General features: G+C 67.1%; 23 protein-coding genes and 1 pseudogene. 2 read left to right on the plus strand and 22 right to left on the minus strand.

Annotated features, from left to right (window positions below; genetic code table 11):
* Nucleotides 1-3: 3 nt before the first annotated feature.
* Entirely contained in the window at nucleotides 4-2490 is a 2487-nt protein-coding gene (locus J5Y10_RS05060) for an SGNH/GDSL hydrolase family protein (protein WP_209371416.1), read from the minus strand.
* Between the two features lie 803 nt (nucleotides 2491-3293).
* Between J5Y10_RS05060 and J5Y10_RS28865 the strand changes: the two are divergent.
* Nucleotides 3294-3386: pseudogene (locus J5Y10_RS28865) on the plus strand (PEP-CTERM sorting domain-containing protein); the annotation flags it as partial.
* Here the strand turns inward: J5Y10_RS28865 and J5Y10_RS05070 are convergent.
* From J5Y10_RS05070 to J5Y10_RS05140, 16 genes are all read right to left on the minus strand, one after another.
* The gene (locus J5Y10_RS05070; protein ID WP_209371420.1) at nucleotides 3376-4080 is read right to left on the minus strand and encodes a hypothetical protein; all 705 of its coding nucleotides are present in this window, start codon (nucleotides 4078-4080) and stop codon (nucleotides 3376-3378) included. The pseudogene J5Y10_RS28865 and the gene J5Y10_RS05070 overlap by 11 nt on opposite strands.
* 9 nt (nucleotides 4081-4089) lie before the next feature.
* Nucleotides 4090-6351 (minus strand): hypothetical protein, encoded by a 2262-nt coding sequence (locus J5Y10_RS05075; RefSeq protein ID WP_209371423.1) that lies wholly within the window; start codon nucleotides 6349-6351, stop codon nucleotides 4090-4092.
* A gap of 9 nt (nucleotides 6352-6360) precedes the next feature.
* The gene (locus tag J5Y10_RS05080) at nucleotides 6361-7461 is read right to left on the minus strand and encodes a hypothetical protein (protein ID WP_209371434.1); all 1101 of its coding nucleotides are present in this window, start codon (nucleotides 7459-7461) and stop codon (nucleotides 6361-6363) included.
* A 1-nt stretch (nucleotide 7462) separates the two neighbouring features.
* Nucleotides 7463-7660, minus strand: coding sequence for a hypothetical protein (locus J5Y10_RS05085; protein WP_209371435.1), 198 nt, complete (start codon nucleotides 7658-7660; stop codon nucleotides 7463-7465).
* Nucleotide 7661: 1 nt separating this feature from the next.
* Nucleotides 7662-8075 (minus strand): DUF2635 domain-containing protein, encoded by a 414-nt coding sequence (locus J5Y10_RS05090; RefSeq protein ID WP_209371437.1) that lies wholly within the window; start codon nucleotides 8073-8075, stop codon nucleotides 7662-7664.
* 75 nt (nucleotides 8076-8150) lie between these two features.
* A complete protein-coding gene (locus J5Y10_RS05095) occupies nucleotides 8151-8591 on the minus strand; it encodes a hypothetical protein (protein WP_209371447.1) in 441 nt (146 codons plus the stop codon).
* The gene (locus J5Y10_RS05100) at nucleotides 8591-9475 is read right to left on the minus strand and encodes a glycine-rich domain-containing protein (RefSeq protein ID WP_209371450.1); all 885 of its coding nucleotides are present in this window, start codon (nucleotides 9473-9475) and stop codon (nucleotides 8591-8593) included. Before J5Y10_RS05100 ends, J5Y10_RS05095 begins: the two co-directional genes overlap by 1 nt.
* Before the next feature lie 9 nt (nucleotides 9476-9484).
* On the minus strand, nucleotides 9485-10084 hold the full coding sequence (locus tag J5Y10_RS05105; protein ID WP_209371453.1) for a YmfQ family protein: 600 nt from the start codon (nucleotides 10082-10084) through the stop codon (nucleotides 9485-9487).
* A gap of 4 nt (nucleotides 10085-10088) precedes the next feature.
* Nucleotides 10089-11198, minus strand: coding sequence for a baseplate J/gp47 family protein (locus tag J5Y10_RS05110; protein WP_209371456.1), 1110 nt, complete (start codon nucleotides 11196-11198; stop codon nucleotides 10089-10091).
* Nucleotides 11199-11200: 2 nt separating this feature from the next.
* A complete protein-coding gene (locus tag J5Y10_RS05115; RefSeq protein WP_209371459.1) occupies nucleotides 11201-11650 on the minus strand; it encodes a phage GP46 family protein in 450 nt (149 codons plus the stop codon).
* On the minus strand, nucleotides 11647-12156 hold the full coding sequence (locus J5Y10_RS05120) for a phage baseplate assembly protein (protein WP_209371461.1): 510 nt from the start codon (nucleotides 12154-12156) through the stop codon (nucleotides 11647-11649). Before J5Y10_RS05120 ends, J5Y10_RS05115 begins: the two co-directional genes overlap by 4 nt.
* Before the next feature lie 4 nt (nucleotides 12157-12160).
* Nucleotides 12161-13384 carry a phage baseplate assembly protein gene (locus J5Y10_RS05125; RefSeq protein ID WP_209371463.1) on the minus strand — a complete coding sequence of 408 codons (1224 nt, stop codon included), beginning with the start codon at nucleotides 13382-13384 and terminating at the stop codon, nucleotides 12161-12163.
* Nucleotides 13385-13483: 99 nt separating this feature from the next.
* On the minus strand, nucleotides 13484-13855 hold the full coding sequence (locus J5Y10_RS05130; protein WP_209371464.1) for a hypothetical protein: 372 nt from the start codon (nucleotides 13853-13855) through the stop codon (nucleotides 13484-13486).
* Nucleotides 13855-13983 (minus strand): hypothetical protein, encoded by a 129-nt coding sequence (locus J5Y10_RS28360; protein ID WP_280854936.1) that lies wholly within the window; start codon nucleotides 13981-13983, stop codon nucleotides 13855-13857. Before J5Y10_RS28360 ends, J5Y10_RS05130 begins: the two co-directional genes overlap by 1 nt.
* A 143-nt stretch (nucleotides 13984-14126) precedes the next feature.
* A complete protein-coding gene (locus J5Y10_RS05135) occupies nucleotides 14127-14762 on the minus strand; it encodes a phage antirepressor N-terminal domain-containing protein (RefSeq protein ID WP_209371465.1) in 636 nt (211 codons plus the stop codon).
* Nucleotides 14763-14875: 113 nt separating this feature from the next.
* Nucleotides 14876-15085: an Arc family DNA-binding protein gene (locus J5Y10_RS05140; protein WP_209371473.1), complete on the minus strand. Its 210-nt coding sequence runs from the start codon at nucleotides 15083-15085 to the stop codon at nucleotides 14876-14878.
* A gap of 119 nt (nucleotides 15086-15204) precedes the next feature.
* Between J5Y10_RS05140 and J5Y10_RS05145 the strand changes: the two genes are divergently transcribed.
* Complete coding sequence (locus tag J5Y10_RS05145) at nucleotides 15205-15480, plus strand: Arc family DNA-binding protein (protein ID WP_209371486.1); 276 nt, start codon at nucleotides 15205-15207, stop codon at nucleotides 15478-15480.
* Nucleotides 15481-15948: 468 nt separating this feature from the next.
* On the opposite strand, the gene J5Y10_RS05150 is transcribed toward J5Y10_RS05145, so the two are convergent.
* From J5Y10_RS05150 to J5Y10_RS05175, 5 genes are all read right to left on the minus strand, one after another.
* A complete protein-coding gene (locus tag J5Y10_RS05150; protein WP_209371488.1) occupies nucleotides 15949-16512 on the minus strand; it encodes a hypothetical protein in 564 nt (187 codons plus the stop codon).
* A complete protein-coding gene (locus J5Y10_RS05155; RefSeq protein ID WP_209371491.1) occupies nucleotides 16509-17273 on the minus strand; it encodes a DNA circularization N-terminal domain-containing protein in 765 nt (254 codons plus the stop codon). The genes J5Y10_RS05150 and J5Y10_RS05155 overlap by 4 nt, the downstream gene beginning before the upstream one ends.
* Nucleotides 17270-19477, minus strand: coding sequence for a lysozyme family protein (locus J5Y10_RS05160; RefSeq protein ID WP_209371493.1), 2208 nt, complete (start codon nucleotides 19475-19477; stop codon nucleotides 17270-17272). The genes J5Y10_RS05155 and J5Y10_RS05160 overlap by 4 nt, the downstream gene beginning before the upstream one ends.
* A gap of 125 nt (nucleotides 19478-19602) precedes the next feature.
* The gene (locus J5Y10_RS05170; protein WP_209371496.1) at nucleotides 19603-19905 is read right to left on the minus strand and encodes a phage tail assembly protein; all 303 of its coding nucleotides are present in this window, start codon (nucleotides 19903-19905) and stop codon (nucleotides 19603-19605) included.
* Nucleotide 19906: 1 nt separating this feature from the next.
* Nucleotides 19907-20275 carry a phage tail tube protein gene (locus tag J5Y10_RS05175; protein WP_209371499.1) on the minus strand — a complete coding sequence of 123 codons (369 nt, stop codon included), beginning with the start codon at nucleotides 20273-20275 and terminating at the stop codon, nucleotides 19907-19909.

The raw sequence follows: 20275 nt of genomic DNA on the forward strand, positions 1-20275 counted from the left end.
CTCTCAGATGAACAGGGTGGGAGCGGCGGCGGTGAGGCCGGCGCCAATGGCGGCGTGGAGCGCCTCGGTGGGGTGCAGTCCGTCCGGCGGGGTGGCGCCCAGGTCCGTCCGCCAGAACCGCGGGTTCTGCGGGTTCGCGGCGAAGCTGGCCGCGTCGAAGATCGGGTTGCCGAAGGGCTTGGTCCGCAGCCAGTCGTTGTAGGCCAGGAGGGTGTCCACCGTGGTCTGGGTGTCGGTGTCGTAGAACCCATCATTCGTGGCGTTGGTGCGCGGGGTCAGCGTCGCCAGGATCAGCTTCATCCCGCGCTGCCGGAACATGCTGTTCAGCAGCGTGGCGCTCGCCTGGAGGCTGGAGAACGTGGCCCCGACCGTGAGGTCATTGGTGCCGTAGTTGCAGAAGGCATGGGTGCAGCCCTGGGAGCCGTAGAGGCGCCGGTATTGCTCGGACGGCGTGTCCCAATGGGTGAAGCGGTTGCCCGAACGGGAGGCGCGGGAGAAGCCGAAGTTCGCCGCCGCGATGCCCCGCGCGGGGTAGGCCCGATACGCGGCTGTGTTCCCGTCGCCCGTGCCCTCGCTGATGCTGTCGCCCGTGATGAAGATCCCGGCCACACCCTTCCCGGCACGCGGCCCGGACGGCACCAGGGCCGAGGTGGGCCGAGCCAGGATGGAAACCGGCGTGCGCGGCGCGTAGGTGGTGGCGCTGACCGTTGGCACGGTGCCGGTCAAGGTCTTGTCGGTCCCCGTGCCGAACTCAACAGCCCCCTGCTCCGCGACGGTCAGCCGCTCGAAGGAGGAAACCCACGTTCCGCCCGCGGGCACGGTGAGGTACTGCCGCAGCCGGAACGAGGCGCCGCCGGGGATGACGATGGGCAGCGGGTAGGTGCGCGCCAGCGCGCCGGGCTGCACCGTCATATCGCGCAGGCCGTTCTCCCAGATGAGCGGGATGGGCGGGCTGCCGATGGGGTATTCGATGGCATAGCGGCTGGTGAAGTCGTTGGGCCCGTCGAAGGCGAGGCTGTTCTGCCCGAAGTTCCCATCCACGATCACGATGTCGGTCCAGCCCTCGGCCTGGTCGCTGGCCGTCAGGGGGAGCCACATGTTGAAGTCGTTCGCCACCCCGGCCGTGGAGGGCGTGTTGGACGCGACGCCAGCGCGCGGCACGAACTGGGTAAGGCTGCGCGAGGGCACGGCCGTGACAGTGCCGCCCCCTCCCCCGCCAGACGCCGCAATCTGCTGGTCCGTGTAGGTCCGGGCAGAGGAAAGCGTTGCCGCATCGCCCGCGTCCACCGTGCCCTGGGTCGCCACAGCGCTGCCGGCCGCAGTCAGAGTGCCGTCGATGACCGCGTTCCCGGCCGGATCGACTGTTAGACCGCGGACCTGGAAGCCCTTAGCGTTGACCTTAAGGAAGACGAAACCGGCGTCATCCTTGAAGGAGACACCCGGCTCGCTGTTCGGCCCCATGGACCAGAACAGGTTCTCCATCTTCCCCGTGGTGATGTTGTACCGCCAGTACCAGTACCCCAGCGGGTCTTTCAGGGTCATGGCATCGTGGGCCGGGTCCCCGGCAACCCCGTTGTTGCTCCCGATGGCAGCGGTTGCCGCGTTCTGGGAAAGGATCGCGGCGGCATTTGAGGACGTGGAATTGGCAGCAGAAGCGGCTGCGTCGTTCGCGACCTGCGCCCGCTTCGTCTCAACTTCCCCAGCCTTTGCGACTACCGTCTCAGTATTGGTGACGACCTGCTGGACCTGGGGGGCGATGGCTGCCGTAGCTGCGGAGGCGGCGTCGGTTCGAATGCTCGGCAGGGTCGCCGTCACAGCCTCCGACACGGCAGGGGCAACCTTGGCGGCCACCTCGGTCGTCACTGCGGGCGGGACCTGAGCTGTGACTGCGGCTGGCACCTGCACAGCGATTGCAGCGGCAACCGCAGGCGCTCCGGACGCTGCGCCTGCGGCCGTAGCGGCGTCCACGACGGCCTGCCCCGTCACGTTCACGCTCTCTCCGCCCGAGGCCACAGCCGGGATCAGGTCGTCGGGCTCGAAGGCGGTCTTGGTCGGAAAGTCCGGGATGGTGGCGCCGGTGAGGTGCGTGCCCTGCAGGGATACAGCGGCGGTAGTCGGTCCCGTCAGCCACAGAGACTGCTGCGGCACCGGCCCGCCTGCTGGCTCAGCCACCACATCGAACAGCGCCCAATCGAGGATCGGGGCGTCGCTGCCCTTTCGAGCGCGCACTGCCCACCCAAACCCGGCGACTGGGGCTTGGTAGGAGCAGCGGAACAGACCCGGCTTGCCGGCAACCGCCACGCCCGCCAGCTCAACGACGATGTTGAAGGGCGAGCGCCACAGGAAGGTCACTTCCTCGGTGACGGCGACCTCGCGCCGTGCCTCGTCGTAGAACTGGATTTCGGCAACGGCCGAGGTGCCGATCCAAATGCGCGGGCGCACCAGGTCCGGGTCGGGCAGCAGCCCGAGGTCGGCCGAGACAGCAGGCATGCAGAGGACCTCGCAACAGGGATTGCCGCGCAGCCCGAAGGCGCACGGGACGTGGGTGGATGAGGGATGGGCCGGGTGGGTCCGGCGGCCCCGTCACGGCGGAGGGGGCAGCGAGTCCAATTTCCTTACGAATCCGGCGCCGTCAGGCAGGGGCTCGGTCCCAACCCGCTGAATCGGATGACTCATTCGTGATGGCACCTGGATTGCAGTCCGGCTCCGCCCAGGGGTGAGGAGGACTGTCCATGCGACATGCGATGATGCTGTGTGTGGTGCTGCTGGCGGGGCTGGCGAGTGGGGCGGCCCGGGCTGATGTGATCTTCAGCTTCGGCCAAGTGGGGCCGTTTCAATATCAGCCGGGGCCATTTGCGCCCGCTAACACTTCTTTCAGCGGCGAGTTAGTCGTTTCCGATGAGGCGGCTCAGGCGGGCTTCTCCTACCAAGTCGCCAATTCGGATCCAGGCACGGAAACTCCGGTCGTATCGGACCTTGCGGGCCTCGTGACGCTGCGCATTGCGGGCGGCAACCGCTATAACGCAACCGGTGGTTTCGGCTTTGTCACACTGGATGATTTCACACAGCCGCGGCCTCCCGGGAGTTCGGGCTTCATCAAGTCCCTCAGCCTAAGCGGCAGCACAGCAACCGGACTCTTTGGTACCGTGGGTTTCCGCGACACAGAAGCGGAGTTCTATCTGCAGTTCAGCGGGGCGGCCTTCACCGGGCAGTTCGGTGCCGACTATGGCGGAGCTTGCGGCCTCAACGCTGCGAGGTGCACCTTTTCCGGGACGGTAACAGCAGCCTCCGTGGCGGTTCCGGAGCCCGCCAGCCTCGCCCTGTTCGGGATCGGCTTACTCGGTCTCGGGTTCGTACGCCGGGCCCGGAAGTCTGCTACCAGCTAAAGCCGGCACTCACCAGTTTGGCCCCGGTCGGTTGGGTGACGCCCTGTGCTGCAACTGTGGGGTTGTCACCCGCAACAAAGGTCGGAGAACCAGTGAAGGTCAGGAGGCCATTGAAGCTCGTCAGGTTCCCGGCGAGTGTGGAGCCGTCATAGAAGCCGGCGATGTCGCGCGGGTTTTTCGTGCCCGCCCGGACGGCCAGGAAGTCGGCCTGGGAGACGGTTCCGCTATAGACGGAGATCCAGGCGAACTGCGTGCTGCCGTCGTTGTCGAATAGCTTGAGGGGCATGCCTCGGAAGTCCGGCGGCGCCGCAGAAAGGTCGGTGGTGCCGACGGGAGAGGCAATGGTGTCGACGAAGAACTGCCTGGACGAATTGGAATTGAGGCAAAGCATCCACCAGCACCAGTTCCCAGCGGTATAGAAGCTACTCATCTCCAGCCCAGGATCGACAGAAGCGTTCCCCGCGCTGCCATAGTTCCCGGAGCGGTCCTGATAGAGAACGGCGTAGCCGTAGTCGCCCGAGAGGATCGTCGAGCACTTCTCCCCGTTGGGGTCGGAGATGCTGAGGAACTGGCTGTTGGTCGGGTGGTTGTCCGCGGTTCGCTTGGTCGCCACCATGAGAGTGAGGGGGCGGTTGGCACTGGCGCTGTTCGGCAGGATCGCCGAGATGCCAGCGTTGCCGGGCTTAATGCTCATGCGGCGCTCCTACACTGCAATCAGGGGTCTGATATTGTCGGTGCTGTCGCTCTTCATGCTGTCCGGGGATGTGTATGGAGCCCCGTTGTTGAGCAGCTTCGCGATGGACGCCGTGGAATTGGTGTCGCGGAGCATCATGCGAATGAGCGAAAGAGACCGGATGGCCAGCATGGAATAGTCACCGGTATTGTCCCAATCAGACCCGTGGTCGGCGATAGCTCTCGCCCCGAGAGCGGCCCAAGTCTTAAAGGCCACGGGCTCCTCTATGATGGTGTTAATGTTGCCCATGTAGAGGTCGTACTGAGAACCCTTCTTGTAGAGGAACACGTTGTCGGCTTGCAGGAAGCGGCCGACCTGCCAGTTCTTCATGAAGGTGTCGACATAGGTGCGTGCTTCGGTGCAGCCCTGCATCCAGGCGCACCAAGTGCCAGCCATCCAGTGGTCCTGCATCCAGGGCTTCAGGACGAGGCGGTCATAAGGATTGCTGTAGGCCAGCCATCCATAGTGCTCCCCCTGGGCATCCTTCCAAGCATCCTGCACGCTGGCCAAATAGTCGTAGTTGAACTTGATGACCTGCGGCAGCAGAGCTTTGAAGGGGCTCGCGTCGTGGCAGATGAGCGCGCCCATGCTGATGTCGCGCATTCCCCAGCCGGCCTGTCTTGGCTGGTTCTCCTGGCAGGTCACCCAATCCTTGGTGACGCCAGCCACTGTTTTTTTGCGACCAGGGCCGTAGGTGTTGCCGAGCGTGAAAGTCGCCTGCCGCTCCATCATGTCCCAATACATGTGCTCGCCCGTGATCAGGTAAGCCGCGTAGGCGATGAGGGGCTGGTGCGCGCCATCCCAGTCACGATCCATACCGGGGTCATTCCACTGGATGTTCGTGATGACCGCGCCTTGGCGCATGTCGAACCACGTCTCGGGATATCCAATGGTCGGGAAGATATTGAGAGGGACGCCCTTCACGCTGTCCCAGTAGTTGATAGGGATTTCGAGGCCAGCCTCAGCCTGCGCCAGGACGATCGGCCTCAGCCTCGCATCCATGGTGCAGAAATAGGCGGCGTGCCAGCCGGGCAGCATCCCGATGTCCGAGCGCCCGCCAGTGCCGCCCATGCCTGGAGACTGATAACCATTCGTGCTGCCAGGAAGACGGAAGCCTGCGGCGTCGGCCACATTGCTCTTCATGGTGACGATGGATGTCTCGCTCAGCCCGGTGGAGAGATCGTAGGGCGGAAGCGAGCCGGCATGGATAAGGTAAGGGGTGTCAAACTGGACGTTGTGCTCCACGGGGGATGCGACCCCATTCAGCGCAGCGGACAAGTCAGTCCTGATCCACTTGGACTGGAAGCCCTGGGTCTGCCAGATGCGGAGGCTGTTGGTGGAGAACACGGTCGTGCCGCCCTGCTGGGCGGTCATGGAGATGTTCCACGAGGAGTAGTTCCCGGGGTTGGACCAGATGCAGTTATCCGCCGTGACCTGATATCGAACGGCGCAGGTCCCGTCCGAATAGACCCTGGCGTCCATAATCACGCGGAGAGCGTCGGACAGATAGCGCATGCAGCGCTTCTCAATGCAGCGGTCCCCGGCCAGCCAATTGCCCGAGACCGCGTAGCTCGCCAGCATGGTCGCCGGGTTCAGGTCATATGAGGTCCCGACCGCAGCGGGCACTCCGGTGTCGACCCACGCGCCGCCCTGGTTTGCGTCCTGGACGGTGTGCGGCACGCGGCTGACCACGGTTAGGCTTGCGGCTATGTTCGTGCTCGATGCCGGGGTGATCGCAAGCGTGGCCCCAGGCGCACTCGCGCCCTTGCGGATCATGGCCTGGATCGTCTGACCGGCGGACAGTGCGGGGTGCTGCGTCGTGATGGCGGCATGCTTCACCGAGCCATCGGAGTGCGTGGAAAGCACATCCATCTGGGCGGGATGCGCTGCCCCGGACCAGTAGAGGTCCAGCCGATCGGAAGCGAGGACATGACCCTTGCGGAAGAAGTGCCCGAAGGTCGCCATGCGAGCGGAAAGGGCGGTGCCGGCCGGCGCCTGGAAGTTCACCCCGACGACGTCATTGGTGGCCGAGGCCTGCTGGACTGCGGGGGCGTAGACCACGTCGGAGGCGCCGCTCCCAATCGCGGGCTTCTGCCACTGCGTAAAATCGTAGAGGTCGCCGCCGGGCGTGACAGGGGTAACGACCACCCCTGCCGCGGCCGATCCCAGGACGGCGATCCGGGCCGCACCCGCGAGGAGCACACGCCGGCCGCTGGTGCGAACGAAGGCCATGGTGCCCCCTTACGCCGTCTGCTCGACTTCGACGGAGACGCACCCGCCGGTCACAGTTCCCCCCGGCGAGGCGGTATGGGTGAAGGTGATGACGTCCCCCGCCGCGAAGGTATTGGCGGCCGTGGCTGCCACCAGCGTGCCGGCACCGCCCGCGCCGTAGGTCTGCGCGGCCAGCCCTGTCACCGCGGTGCCGTTGATGGCGACCGTGCCGGTGACCGTCGGGGTTGCCGTCCCTGCCGCCATGCCGCGCGCGCCCCGGACCACGCCGGCATAGGGGGCGATGGCCCGGTAGGCGTCGCCGCTCGCCGGGGCGCCGGAGAAGCCGAAGGCGGTCGCCTTCCGCAGCGTCAGGGCCTTCAGGTTGCCGGCCTGGTCGGTGCCGAGGGTCTGCCCCGCAGCAAGGTTCGTGCCCCCGCCGGAGACGATGAAGGTCGAGCCGCCGTCCGAGGTCTCCAGCGTGAGCCGGGTGACCGCGTTGGCCGTCGGGTCGATCGCGATGGTGGAGGGGCTGATGCCGGTGCCCAGCGTCAGGGTGCGCCCGCCCGTGCTGTCCTGCTTGACCAGGATCTCGACGCGCTGTGCCTTCCCGGTGGGGACGCCTGTGGGCTTATTCAGCGTGCGGCTGCCGCCGAGGGTCCAGGTGAAGACCGATGCGGGGGAGGTGAGGAGGGCGGCGTTCGGGGTGACCGTGGCGGCATCAGTGATAGCCACGGCGTCGCCATAGGGGGTGGCGGACCCGCTACCAGAGGGCAGCCCGATCGTGCCGGACGTGTCGTTGTAGGTCCCGCCGGCCCCGGCCACCATGGCGCCAACCACGTCTTGGGCAGCTTCCACAAAGTCGGAGATATCGGCGGAGGTGTGCGTGTGCGTGGCCGGGGCGAAGGCGCCCGTCGCCTGGGTGCTGGCCGTGCCGAGGCCCAGGGCGGTCCGACCTGCCGCCTGTGTTGCCGCCGACAGAAGGGCGCGGCCGGGCACGGTAACACCAAGCGCGGTGTCCAGCGACGCCATGCGGCTGGCCCATGAACTGCCGGTCTGCTCGGTAACCTCAATGAGGCCCGTTCCATCCGTCTTGGTGGCGGCGGGGAGGTTGCGGATCAGACTGTCGGACATCTCAGGTGCTCTCCAGGATGCGGCGAGCGCCGCTTTCGGTCGTGCGGATGGTCTTCCCGTCCTCAAGGAGGCGGGCGCGGGCGCTCGGGACGGGCGGGGGCTGGTCCAGCGGCGCCAGCACGGCGAGCCCGTTCACGACGACGATCTTCAGGCCGTTGGCCACGAGCCATTGCGGCGTCGGTGAGGTGCGCTTCGCCATCTCAGGTGGCCTCAAGCAGCCGCCGGCCGCCGCCCTCCAGGAGGCGGTAGCCACCGCCCTCCAGGAGGCGAAGGTTGCCGGAGGGCGTCGTGCCGCCACCGTTGCCGCCACCACCCCCAGCACCCAGCGTCACCCAAGTCGTCCCGGTGTCGAACTCCGGGAGCCCGAGGTCCGTGTTGCCGTAGAGCCGGCCGAAAATCCCTGGCGCCGGGCGCTGTGCCGTCGTGCCGGGCGGGATCTGGATGAAGGCGAAGGGAACGGGTGGAGGCGTGTCGTCGGATAGAACCGTTACATCCCCGTCAAGGGCGCGACGGATCCAATATTGGTTGCCCTCCACGAGACGCCCTTCGGGGGGCAGAAAGCCGCCCTGAACGGGATCGGGCACTTTAAGACCCGCCTTTGGCACGACGAACATCGGCACCACCTTTCAAGCGGAAGGGCCGCGATGCCCGTGGGCGCGCGGGTTGGACGAGACTGATTGTCGAGGGGGCTAGAGGGCGGCGGCGGCCCTGAAGAGATCGTCCACCTGCTGATCGGTCAGCGGGATGCCAGCCGCGAGGCGCTCCACCAGCGCGCCGTTCCTCTCCACGATGGTGGCGTACTCCCACTCCAGCTGCGCGGCGCGGCCGGCCGCGGCGACTGCCGCATCCACCTCGTCGAGCAGGCCAGCCTGCAGGAGGGCGAGGCGAGCCTGCCGGGGCGTGATCGATGTTGGGACAGGGTCCTCCGGAGCCTCGACGGGAGCCGGCGCGGTGAAGGTGCTGCCGTCGTAGAGCCACCCCTCCCCAATGCTCTGCGAGCCGGGACCGGACAGTTCCACGAAGGCTGGGATCAGGTCCGGGTGGTAGCGCTCCTCTAAGGGAGGGGTGTTGGCCGGGATCTTCACGATCTCGGCCACGATGCCATCCTGCACGCGAGCAAAGGTCTGCATCAGGCGTACTCCCGAACGATGATGATGCCTGAAGCGCCGCTCGCTCCTGGGCTGGAGGGCTGCGTGTCCCCGTACGAGCCGCCACCACCGGCGCCGTATCCTTTCCCGGCCTCCTGGACGAAGACTGTGCCGCCGCCAGTGGGGCTCGTTCGGCCAACACCGCCAGATCCATACGGGGTGGATCCGCCCGTTCCGCCGCGGATGCCGTCGCCCGAGGAAATGATCGAGCCTCCTCCGGCCTGGCCGCGGAATGAGATATCCGCGCCGGAGGCGTCGGCGGGCGAAGGCGTATCCCCGGCCAGGGCAACACCCGAACTTTTTGCCGAGCCGATGCTGGCCCCCGTGCCGCCAGGCATGGACAGGTACGGACCGAACGAGGTTGTGCCTCCGGAGCCGCCCTGGGCCCCTGCCACGCCCACACCGCCAAGGCCGACCGTCACTACGACCGGCCCCGTGATCCCGGTGATAGTGCGCCGCCCCCAGGTTCCGGCGGCGCCGCCGGGTGACGCCTGATAGGAACCGACAGCCTGGTTGACACCGCCACCACCCGCGCCGCCACCGCCAACACCCTCAACCTCCCAGCGCCGTGCGCCAGTCGTTGGCGTGAAGGTGGCGGAGGCCTTGAAGATCTGCACGTTGATGAGGCGGCCGAGCAAGGCCTGCTTCAGCTGCGCGCGGTTCGTGCCGGTGGCGTCCAGCGCGATGCCGACGTCCTCGATGACGCCGGCGATCTCCTCTTGAATGATGTTGTACTGGTCGGCGTCGAAGATGCTGGCCTCCTGGCCAGCCCCGGGGTTGCCGTTGGTGCCATATCCCGGCGATCCGACAGCCGCTGCCGGCGCTGGCAGGCTGTTGACCTGCGTCCCGTTCGCGAGGCGCCTCATGCGCGTCTCCTAGCTGTACTGGAAGAGGAGGATGGTGTGGGCCGGCGCACGGGCACGGAGCTCGCACTCCAGAACCTCGTTGCCCCAGCTGCGGAACCGCTCGCCGAGGCCGCTCATGCCCATGCGGAAGCTGGTAATCGTGGTGGTGGGAGCCCGGATCGCCCAGACATGGGCCCAGCGGGCGTCGAACATCCGATCGCCCAGGCGCATGTGGCCCAGGCGGGCCGGGCCGTAGTTCTTCACGGTCACGGCGTAGCCGAGCGCTGCGGCAACCTGGACGAAGTAGGGCGCGCTCTGGCCACCCGTGGCGGTTACCCGGGCCACCACCTGCGCGCGCCGCTGCTGGATCGACGGCGCCGGCCCCGCACACGGGTCAGGCAGCCGGAGGGAGCGTTCCCAGTCGGGGAGCAGCTCGTAGGTGGTGGACGGGAAGGCGTCCACGATCAGCTGCCCCGCCCGCTGGCGCAGTCGCGTAGCGGTCGTGGCGATACCGCTGCAAACTCGGCTGATGGCGCTGTCGTTATCGCGGGGCCAGACGGCGCCACGAGGCAGCAACGCCTTCATCGCGGCGAGGTGATCTTCTGCGTTCCGGTCAATGGGCTGGGGCATGACGTCAGGCCCAGGTGATCGTGCCGAGCGTCGGCAGGCGCCCAGCTGAGGCCGTCACCGAGGCCGAGGGGGACGTCAGGGTGAAGTGCTCGACGCCCGGCACGCCGTCGATCGCGGCGACTAGGTCCGACTGGTAGATGGTGCCGCCCGGCTCTCCTTGGCGGCGCAGCATGCCGCGCACCGCGGAGGCAATGGCGGCTCGGGTGGCCGTGGTGTCCTCGTCGAGGTCGGCAATCGTCAGGTTGATGGGCGACGCGACGGGGGCGACGACATAGACCAAAGCCGTGACCGGCTGGAGCGGGTAGAGATAGTCCGCAATCGTCAGCTGGTCGCCTGTGGCAGGCGCAGTCCGGGTCTCGGCGGCGGCGCCCCCGTCCGTCCCCTGTGGGAAGCCGCCATTGGCCGCCTGGGCCTCGTCCAGCATGGCATAGACAACCACGGTGCCGGCCCCTGCCCCGTTCGGCGTTGCCCAGGCCCGCGTGACCCCCGGAACCTCCTTGGCCCAGCGCACGTAGTCGCCCTGCGCGCCACCCTGGGGCGGCTCGCGGTAGCGCTCCAGCATCCGGGCGCGGAAATCGTCGTCGCCCTCGGCGTCTGCCCCCCCTGTGGCGGGCCCGACCATGGCGCCGGTCGAGTTGACTCCCGTCGCGGCCGAGGCCACCCGCAATGCGGAGCCGTCCACCGCATTCCCGGTCGCGCCTTCCTCAGCCGCGACGATCGCCACCGTCACCGTCCCGTCCGAGCTGACCGTACCGAGCCCGGTGGTGAGGTACAGCAGTCCGTCCGATGAGCGGGCCACCTGCGCACCGTCAGGTAGGATGGACCCGGGCGTGCCGGTGAAGGTGGCTGAGCCGGCCGCAGCGGCCGCGCTCTTGCGGGTGACGCCGACCAGCGCCGCCCACGCCTCCAGAAACTCCCCCTCAGCCGTCCAGGGGACCGCCATCCGGGCGATCCAGTCGAGGTAGCCGTAGAGCCCCTGCACCAGCCCGGCCGTAGCCTTGGCGAGAATGGCGAGCGGTGAGGACCGGAGCAGGACGTAGGACCCGGTCGCCTCGGCCACATCGGCGCTCGCCTGCTGCGCCAGGGCGCGCAGGGTGGGCCGCGAGAAGGGCATCGCTACACTCCCTGCCAGGCCCAGGAGGCCGTGACTGTTTCCTGCGTGCCATTGACGCGGTGGATGGTGATGACGGCGGCGATCCGGGAGCGGGTCTGCCACTCGGCCACGACGTCGACCTTGGCGGCGAGCTCGTCCTCGATCATCCAGGCCAAGGCCTCGCGGATGTAATCGCGGGCCCGCTTCAGGGTCTCGGGCAGGTGCTTCGCCCGCCGGAGGAGCCAGAGGCGCGACCCGATCGGCTTGTTGTCCAGCCCCTCGCCCCACCAGCCGCGGCGGTCTGTCTCGCCCGGCTCTAGGACATCGTCCGGCCCGGCCCGCCGGTCGGTGAACAGGGACACGTAGACCGCGGTCACCATTGGAGGCGCGAGCAGAAGGTTGCCCATCCCGGTGATCTGCCAATCGCCGCGGCCGGTCTCGCTGTCGAAGGTGATGGCGACGTCGGCGCTCATGGCGTGGGCGCGTCCGTCTGCGCGGCGGCGCGCTGCACCCCGCCATGAACATGGTTCTGCAGGCTGATGGTGCCAGCCTTCACGTCGCCGGCCGCCTCCATGCGCCCGGTCAGGGTCACCAGCGGCGCGTCGATCTCCAGCTTGGTGCCGGCCGTGATCTTCACCACGCGCCCGCGCTTAAGGTGCACGCTGTCGCCCTCATCGGAATGGATGGCGACCTCGCCCTCAGCCAAGTCGATCTGGTAACGCCGGTCATTCGTGGCGATGATGATGCCCTTGCTCCGGTTCCCTTCGACGAAGACAAGCACCGCGTCGGCCCCAGGCAGAGGGCGGGATGCCACCCCGTAGAGACAGATGAGAGGCGTTCCGTCTCGCACCTCCACGGCACTGAACCGCACCTGAGCCTGCCGCACGCCCTGCCCATCTGTGCCCTTGGTGGCAGTGATGGTGCCGAAGCCCAGCGCCGAGGTGAGGCGACCCCAAGCGCGGTCGAGTAGGTCGGCCATGGCGTCAGACCCCCGAACCGGTGCCGCTGGTGCGGAAAGCGCCGCCTGCTTCCAGCGCGCTCTGCTTCAGGGCGTCCGAAACCTGCCGGTCAAAGGGCTGCAGCACGATCGGCTCCGGTTCGTATGCCGCCGGTGGCATGAGGAGCAGCTCGGCGTGAGTGCCGTCCCGGCCCCGCACATAGGTTACCTCGCCGATCAGCCACTTCTGCTTCACGACCCGCAGCAAGGGCACGTTAACTGGCACCAAGTGGTTCGGCTCCCAAAGCTGCCCCGAGGTGTCCCGCCAACTGTCCGTGACGACACGGATGGAGGCGGACCGGCCATTGCGGCGGTTCCGTTCCCAGAGGGCACGACGCTGGGCGATATCGATCCCGTCTTGCTCTTGGTCCGAGACGATGACCCTGGGACGGAAACGCTCGCCCTTCTTCGGTTCCGCGCTACCCACGGTCTCGTCCAGCACCCACACCCGCCGGTTCGGATCGCGATCCCCGCCCAATGCGCCGGCGAGGTCGTTTAGGACGTCCATGGACTGCCAGACCACCTCGTAGAGGCTGTAGCGCTGGTCCATGGAGGCGTTGGCCGAGGCCTCCTCCACGTTCATCCCCTGCGCGAAGCCCGAGGCCATCTCCTCCTTGCCGGCGCGGGACAGGATCAGGTTCCCGTCCGCGGCCTCGTAGGCCAGGAAGCCCGAGTGCCGACAAACCCTGTCGATGATGTCCCAAGCCGTCTCGGTCAGGATCACGTTGAACTGCGGAACGATCTCGCCCTCGCCCGAGAGCGCCGTGACCGAGATGCCGTAGGCCTCGCAAAGCTTCTCGATAAGGGCTTTCGTGGTGACGTTGCTGACCTGATTAGCCTCCCGGCGCAGGTAGGCGGCGCAGTCAACCAAGTCCTGGCACCTGCCGCGGCCCGAAATGCGGACGGTATGGCTTCTGGGCGTGATCGTGGGCGTGTAGCGGTCGACATAGCCGGTGATGACGAGGTCGCCCTTGGACGTCCCATCACGCCGGATGCGGACTTGGCACGCCTGACCAGGGGCCACGACAAGGTCAGAGGTCCATTTGGCCAGCTTCGTAGGGGTCGGGTCCTTGTTGTCAGTGAAGCGCTCCGTAATGGCGATGTCGAAGTCGGAGGGGCAGCGCTCGACGCCCCGGGTGATCCGAATTTCCTGCCAGCCGGTGAGGGCCTTGCCGCCAACCACGAGTTCCAGGTCGCCGTCGTCGGGCATGAACGACACTCCTGAAACAGGAAGAGCGCCCCGAAGGACGCTCTAGTAATGTGAAGGGCCGCCACCGGGTGGCCCTTCAGTCGGTATCGCCGGCTCAGATCAGGCGAGCCGCAGCAAATCCCGGATCACGTCGCCTGCCAGCTGCTCACCCCAATCCTGCTGGTCATAGGGTTCCTGCATCAGGTGAAGGAACATGGTCACCGACTGGGCCTTGGCCTGCAGCCCGGCCAACGTAAGCGCCGGCAGAGCCTGGACCCGCGTCAAGGCGTCATCCTCACGCTTCTGCCGGATCGCCCACTCGGCATCGGTAGCACTGGTGCCGTCGAGGACGCGGCAGGCCACGAAGGCCTCCCGGTGTTCGGCGCAGGCCGCCAACAGGACGGCATCGGGGTTCGGCGCGGCCACCACGGCCACAGGTGCTGCGAAGGCCCCCGCAGCGGCGAGGGCGAGGCGGCGAGAGAGGGCGGGCATTAGTGCTGGCCTCCCTCAATCTGCTGTTGACCACCCATAATGTAGGCAATCAGCTTCTCAGCATCGCCAATGATCAAGTCCGCACGCTCACGCGCCGTCCTCGTCGGGCAAGTGTCGATCAGTGCCATCACCACATCACGGCGAAGCTTACGCGGGTCTGGTGGGGTATTCGTCACCGGACCGGGCTTCGGGGCATCGGGCTTCGGGGCGATTGCCGAGGCGGCGGGGCTGCCTGGGCGCTGGTGCTGGCCCAGCGGAGGGTTCGAGGCCATCAGGCGCGCCCTCCCGGCATCTGAACCACGACCATAGCCCGGTTGTCCTGGACCGGCTGTGGCATGTCGATCTCGGACTGCCACCACGCCGGCTGAAAACGCCTCGGCGGCCGCGGCATCTTTGCTTGGGTCATGGCGTACCACCATGCGCAAGAATGGTTGCCGTAGCGGCCGTAGGCGGCGATGGTCGCCAACTCTAGGCGCCGATCCTCTGCCGGGCGTTCGTGCCAGGGGCGCTCTTCCATGACCTCTATCGGGGCATGAGCAACATGCTGCCGTCCGAAGAAGTGGGCAAAGAGGGTGTCCGCGCACTCGACTTGGTAGCGGATCACCGCATCACGGACAGCCTGATCCTTGATGCGGTTCGGGTGGATGGTGGCCATCCAGAAGTTGAGCCGCGTCAGCGGCAGGGCCGTCGCCTCCTGTAGCCCGCCGTCCGAAGGTATCTCCATAACGGAGACACCCTGAGAGAGAACCGGGTGCGCCAGGAGCTTCTTGTGCTGGCCGCCCCAGTCCAGCTTCATGCCCTCTACGACGGGCTTCATCGCTACGAGGGTGGCTTCCGGCGTCTCGGCCGGAGACGTGAGCAGGGTAGCGCCGTGGAACTCGACGGTGGTAAGGGACCGATTAGTCATCGTGATCTTCCTGAACAAGGTTGCGATGCAGCCCTTCCCCGCCTTGCCGGGCGGATGGGGCGCTGGTCCCGTTCCCCAGAATTGGGGAGCGGCTTAGTTGAGCCGGTGGCGGGCTACGCCCGCGAAGCCTCGCCCGCCGCCGGCTGACCGCCCCCGAGAGGGCGGGGCTGCTGGACGCCTAAGCGGGCCAACTCCAGCAGGAACTCAATCTGTCCGTTCATGCTGCGGTCGTTCTCTTCGGCCTGCGCCTCCAGCCAGCCCTTCAGAGGCCGGGGGATGCGGAGGGTGAACCGCGCAGCCATCTTGGTCTTGGTCCTCGCCATCATCTCCTCGTAACGACACCATTGTCGTGTCACAGATGATGAAGCGACACCATTGTCGTGTCAACTCGAAAGCGACACCAGAATCGTGCTAGGGCGGTTCTATCTGAGAGAGCAACCTGATGAGCGATGACGGCTACACCCGCATCACCCTGCGCATTCCTATGTCGCTGCACCAGCGCTTAACCCAAGCCGCTGCGGATCGCTCCCACTCCATGAACGCTGAGATCATCACTCGTCTCGAAAGTTCATTCGGTGAAATCGGCGAACGTTTGAGCAAACTAGAAGCGCTGGTTTTCGGAGATGAGTTAGGGAATGAGGCACTACTCCGACAAATCATGTCTGTCGAAGAGGATTATCAATCCTTGCTGCGGGATTTGGCCCGCCAGTTCAGATGAGGAGTAACGCCATGCGCTGGACAATAATTCTAATTCTCTGGGCTGCCACGGCCATGACGGTCCAAGCGCAGCAGGTAAATGCGCCCCAAATTTGGATCTACGCGACAGCTCGACTTAGTGTGCTAAGTTGCGAGGTCTCTGTGGCTGCGACGAACTACACCACTCAGCCAATCGACTCCCTTTTAGTCGCCGGCTCGGTTGATTCTCGCGGAAATTCGTACCCGGTAAGCTTTCTTTTCCGTAATGCCTTGGTGGACAGGCGCCAAACGCAGTCATTCTCGCTACCAAAAGAGGCCTGCGATTTGGAAATGAAAATCGTGGTTGTGCAAGAGCCACGGTGCACTATTAACGGACGTCCGCAAAGCCAGTGCGTCACGTGGCTCAAGCAATCCTCTGCGCCCGCTGATCTTCCCGCCGATCGCCTTCCGATCTTGATTACACTGCCCACTGGAATCCGACTGGGGTGATCTACCGTCCTCGCGCCTGGAACTCGTCTGGCATAAAGTTCGGATCCGCCGCCCCCGCGTAGGCTGTCAGCTCATCGGCCCGGTCCAGGTCGGCGTAGAGTCGGTAGGCGTGCACCAGCGCCGGCAAAGGCGCGCGGACCGACACCGTTTGTAGCCGCGCGAGGTTGGCTGCCCTGTCGGTAAGGAGGCGAGCGGTTGCAGTCTTGAGCCGGCGCAGAGCATCTCCCGACGCATCGTCTGCCAGATCGCCTGCAATCAGGATCTCGGCTTCGAGCAGCCCGTCGAGGAGGTCTCGCAGGGCAACCGCCTCGTCATAGGACGCCGGATAGATGTCCGACACGGCCCGCGCCATCGCCACCAGCGCAGCGCGGCGGCACAGTGCTCCCATCGCGTCCTGGATCGCGCCACGTGCCGCTCCGACCGTGTCCGCCTCGACCGGATCGGCCGGGTAGAAGGCCGAAAGGCGCGTCAGCAGGCGCAACTGGTCGCCCGGGTCGGCAGCCATGGCGCGAACGGAGGCCGTGAGGGCCTGCACACCGCCCGCGAGGTCATCCGCCGCGCTCACAGGAGGCCCGCCAGGCGTTCGACGGTCGCCCCGGCGCGGGTCACCGCTGCCCGCGCCTGCGATACCCGCGCCAAGCCCTGCGAAACGCTGCCGGTGATGCTCGTCAGGGTGCCGAGAGGAGAGCGAGAGCCGCCAATCAACCGCCCGAAGGAGCGATCAAGCCCGGGGACCAGCCCACCGACGCTGCCGACCACCGACCGCACATCACCCGCGAACCGCTGCACCTGCGAGATGTAGGCACGAGCCGTACTTTGGACCTGCTGGACCACCTGCGCCCCCTGCTGAACGGCTCCGAGAGCGTCCTTTGCGAAGTCGGACGAGGCGGCCAAGTCGGCCAGTCCGCAGGCCTCCAGCACATCGCCCGCGAAGTCCGTGCCGAGGGTCGGATAGATCCGCTCACCGCCCTGGATAAAGATGAAGGCCAGGGAGGCGACCCGGCCGAGCTCGACCCGCATCTCGGCGCCGAAGTCGACGAGGCTGACCTCGCAGGACCCGAAGATGGGGTGGACGAGCTCGCCCGGCCCCTCTTCCTCGGCGGCGTCGCGCAGCGCTTCCACCTGGGTCACCACGTCGTCGCCGACGACGAAGCCCTGCAGGGAGAGGCGGCGCACCGCCAAGCCCAAGTCCTCAACCCAGGCGGTATCCCGAAATGGGTACTCGTGCAGCGCGGTCCGGCGACCGGCGCGGGTGTCGTGCGTAAAGACGCCGAACGGAATGCCGCGCCAGGAGGCGGGACGCAGGTCGTCGCGCCAGTCACTCATCCAAGGCCTCCCAGGCCGGTACGCTCAACCCGAACGCTCCCATCCTGCGTCCGGGTGGTCACCGTGGCGCCGGCGCTGCCCGGCCCCGCCAGCTGCACGCGGACGTCGACGCGTTGCGCCTGCGGGCCCAGGCTGGGGTTCTGCATGGGCTCTTCGCCACGGCCAGGGCGGCCAGCGGTCGGCCGCTCCGGCAGAGCGGGCAGTGAGCGCGGGTCGAGGGGGTCGGCGTAGCGTGCCGCGGGCGCCGGCGAGGAGGCCGGAGACGGGGCAGCATTCGGCCGTTCGCGGACAGCGCCAAGCACGCCGTCGACCATGCTTTGGCTTACGCCTGGCCGCCTCTGACCAGGGTAGAACCCCTGCCCCGTCCGCGGATCCGGAATGCTCGCCCACTCCTGGGCAAGCCGCGACTGGAACTCCTCACGGGTAATGTTCCCGGCCTGGAACGCGCGCAGGCCCCGGCGCTCGGCCAGTGCCGTCGCCAGCTTGTCCTGCGTTGCCTCGTCGTAGCGGGTCGTGCGCGGGTCGAGGCCCATCTCCCGGACGAGACCGCGCAGTGTGGTCTGGGTGATCTGGTAGCGCCCAGCGGCTGAGGAATTGAGCTTGTTGTCGGGGTGCCGGAGCATCTCGGACTGCATTTTGTCCACCTCTTCCAGCGTCATGCCGGTGAGGTTTCGCGCGCCGCCGGTGTAGGCGCCGTAGCCGAGCGTCTCGTTGTAGCCGCGGCCCCGGTCGGTGCCTTCCGAGCGGCCGATGAGCCCCAAGAGATCGGTGGGCGCCGGGCCCACATCCACAGAACGCTGGGCTTCACGGCCGGCGCGGTTGGCAAAGCCCGCCGCCGGCCCGGTCGCAATGCGCCCGATGATGCGCTCAGCCGGGAAGTTCAGCATGCGGTCCAGGAGGCTGGCCTGGCGCGACCAGACCCGCGCCGGCTCCATCTCCCGAGCCAGCGCGGCCGGGTCGCTCCTCTGGCGCTCCAGTTCTTCCCGCTCTCCGGCATTCGTTGTGCTCGGCTTCATGCCAAGCGCGAAGGCACCCGCGGCCCCGAGCCCCGTCACGCCCACCATCCCCAGGAGCCACGCCGGCGCGCGGAACGCCGCAATGACCCCCAGGGACCCGACGATCGAAGCCAAAGGGGCGACCATGTTGGCCGCCAAGAGCCCGCCCACGACGATGATCGCGTTCTCCCAGCCGCCCATGGACTGGACGACCTTCTCGATCCCCTCGCCAATGGCTTGGATCCGGCTGGAGAACCGGTCCCAGCCCCCGTCATCGACCCAGGCCTTGATCCTTGTCGCCAGCTGCTCAACTGCGCCAGCGACCGCCGTAACCACGGCCTCGACCTTCTGGGCCAGCCACTCGCGGTTCTTGGCGATCCACTCCGTCATCCTCTCCATCAGCCCACCGATTGAAGGTGCGAGCCGCTGGGCGATTGTATTGACGAGCCCCTCGCCGGCCAGCCGGAGCATGGACTGCTGCTTCTCGAAGCGTGCCGCAGAGGCCGCGCCGTCGTCGGTGATGGCACCTAGGCGCCGAGCCTCGCTGGCATATTCTGCCAGCCCTGCCGCTCCCCGCTTCATGAAAGGGATGAGGCTCTCGGGGATGCGGAGGGCGCCCAGGACACGCGCCTGCAGGCGAGGATCTGCAATCCGGGCGATGCCGTCGGCGACCTCTGGCAGCACGTCGGAGGCGGTCCGGGCATGCCCGGTGGCATCCCGCATCTTGATGCCGAGCAGGGTGAAATACTGCAGCGCCGTGGCATCGCGCCCGCCGACAGCGTCGGACAGCGCATCGCCTAGGCCCTGGAGACCCGCAGTCAGGTCCTGCGCCGAAGATCCCGCGATCCGCGCTGCGCCCTGAAGAGCGGCCAGGCCTGACGCCGTGGTCTGAACGCGGTAGGCCGCACGGCCAAGCTGCGCGCCCATGTCGGCGAAGCCGGTCACAAGACGCACCACGCCGGCGACAGTGCCCGCCGCGGTCAGCACGCCGAGGGCCGGGATCATGGCCTCCAGCCCGCGCGAGGCACCGCGGGCGCTGTTCGCCAAGCGGTTCAGGCCGCCGGCGCCGCCGAGCCCGCCGATTGAGCCCATGCGGCTCAGACCGGCCTGCATCTTCGTGGCGAGGGCGTTGACGCGGGTCAGCGCGGGCGAGAGGCGGTCGTTCGCGGTGAGGGTGACAGAGAGGGTGCCAGCGGAGGCAGTCGCCATGGGTTACGGCCTCCTTTGCTGCTGGAGCAGTCGGTTCGCCGCCCCCAGCCACCGCGACAGGTCAGAGGGGGTCAGACGATCAATCTCGCTGGGAGGCCAGTGAAAGAGCAGTGCGGCCTCGGCCCCTAGGCCTCGCCATCCTTGGGGGAGGCCGGCGTAAAAGCCTCGAAGTAGCTGGAGGCCGCCTGGACCACCCCCTGCGGAAGCTTGTTGATGACGAAGGCATTGAGCCCGGTCACACTGCTGAGCAGTTTCACCACCATGGCCGAGCCCTGCAGCTTGCTGGCCTCGGTGATCTCGCCCCAGGTCGGTTCCCGCAGCACCATGCTGTCGTAGGTGGTGCCGCTATGCTCGATCGGCGCGAACTTGAGCCGCAGCGGCTTCGCGGCTGCGATTTCCTTCTCGTCCTCGACGTACAGCTCGTCCATCTCAGGTCTCCCGCACGTCCTCACCCTCAAAGCGCACGCTGAAGGTGCCCTCCGTGGCGTTCACCTCCTGGCTCTCCACGGTCCACATGCCCGTGCCGGACACGCGCTTGCCGCTGGCGAGCTCCAGGGAGACGGAGGAGTTGGTCATGTTCTCGAAGTCGCCCACGGTGATGTTGTCGCGGTCGCTCAGCGTGAACGAGATGAAGCCGGGGGAGATCGTCTCCGAGTACCCGTGGATGCGATCCATGCCGGCGACAGTCGTCCGGGTCCGGGTCGAAACCTTCCACATGGGGTCGGCTCGAAGGTCGAAGGCCAGCCCATCGACGAAAGCGGCGCCGATGCCGCCGATGCGGCGATTGCTTTCCGACAT

It is taken from the genome of Roseomonas indoligenes, from assembly GCF_017813365.1.
Lineage (GTDB): Bacteria > Pseudomonadota > Alphaproteobacteria > Acetobacterales > Acetobacteraceae > Roseomonas > Roseomonas indoligenes.

Coding starts and splice junctions, on each gene's coding strand:
- J5Y10_RS05060 (WP_209371416.1), bottom strand. CDS start 2,490: ATGCCTGCTGTCTCGGCCGACCTCGGGCTGCTGCCCGACCCGGACCTG.
- J5Y10_RS05070 (WP_209371420.1), bottom strand. CDS start 4,080: ATGAGCATTAAGCCCGGCAACGCTGGCATCTCGGCGATCCTGCCGAAC.
- J5Y10_RS05075 (WP_209371423.1), bottom strand. CDS start 6,351: ATGGCCTTCGTTCGCACCAGCGGCCGGCGTGTGCTCCTCGCGGGTGCG.
- J5Y10_RS05080 (WP_209371434.1), bottom strand. CDS start 7,461: ATGTCCGACAGTCTGATCCGCAACCTCCCCGCCGCCACCAAGACGGAT.
- J5Y10_RS05085 (WP_209371435.1), bottom strand. CDS start 7,660: ATGGCGAAGCGCACCTCACCGACGCCGCAATGGCTCGTGGCCAACGGC.
- J5Y10_RS05090 (WP_209371437.1), bottom strand. CDS start 8,075: ATGTTCGTCGTGCCAAAGGCGGGTCTTAAAGTGCCCGATCCCGTTCAG.
- J5Y10_RS05095 (WP_209371447.1), bottom strand. CDS start 8,591: ATGCAGACCTTTGCTCGCGTGCAGGATGGCATCGTGGCCGAGATCGTG.
- J5Y10_RS05100 (WP_209371450.1), bottom strand. CDS start 9,475: ATGAGGCGCCTCGCGAACGGGACGCAGGTCAACAGCCTGCCAGCGCCG.
- J5Y10_RS05105 (WP_209371453.1), bottom strand. CDS start 10,084: ATGCCCCAGCCCATTGACCGGAACGCAGAAGATCACCTCGCCGCGATG.
- J5Y10_RS05110 (WP_209371456.1), bottom strand. CDS start 11,198: ATGCCCTTCTCGCGGCCCACCCTGCGCGCCCTGGCGCAGCAGGCGAGC.
- J5Y10_RS05115 (WP_209371459.1), bottom strand. CDS start 11,650: ATGAGCGCCGACGTCGCCATCACCTTCGACAGCGAGACCGGCCGCGGC.
- J5Y10_RS05120 (WP_209371461.1), bottom strand. CDS start 12,156: ATGGCCGACCTACTCGACCGCGCTTGGGGTCGCCTCACCTCGGCGCTG.
- J5Y10_RS05125 (WP_209371463.1), bottom strand. CDS start 13,384: ATGCCCGACGACGGCGACCTGGAACTCGTGGTTGGCGGCAAGGCCCTC.
- J5Y10_RS05130 (WP_209371464.1), bottom strand. CDS start 13,855: ATGCCCGCCCTCTCTCGCCGCCTCGCCCTCGCCGCTGCGGGGGCCTTC.
- J5Y10_RS28360 (WP_280854936.1), bottom strand. CDS start 13,983: ATGGCACTGATCGACACTTGCCCGACGAGGACGGCGCGTGAGCGTGCG.
- J5Y10_RS05135 (WP_209371465.1), bottom strand. CDS start 14,762: ATGACTAATCGGTCCCTTACCACCGTCGAGTTCCACGGCGCTACCCTG.
- J5Y10_RS05140 (WP_209371473.1), bottom strand. CDS start 15,085: ATGGCGAGGACCAAGACCAAGATGGCTGCGCGGTTCACCCTCCGCATC.
- J5Y10_RS05145 (WP_209371486.1), top strand. CDS start 15,205: ATGAGCGATGACGGCTACACCCGCATCACCCTGCGCATTCCTATGTCG.
- J5Y10_RS05155 (WP_209371491.1), bottom strand. CDS start 17,273: ATGAGTGACTGGCGCGACGACCTGCGTCCCGCCTCCTGGCGCGGCATT.
- J5Y10_RS05160 (WP_209371493.1), bottom strand. CDS start 19,477: ATGGCGACTGCCTCCGCTGGCACCCTCTCTGTCACCCTCACCGCGAAC.
- J5Y10_RS05170 (WP_209371496.1), bottom strand. CDS start 19,905: ATGGACGAGCTGTACGTCGAGGACGAGAAGGAAATCGCAGCCGCGAAG.
- J5Y10_RS05175 (WP_209371499.1), bottom strand. CDS start 20,275: ATGTCGGAAAGCAATCGCCGCATCGGCGGCATCGGCGCCGCTTTCGTC.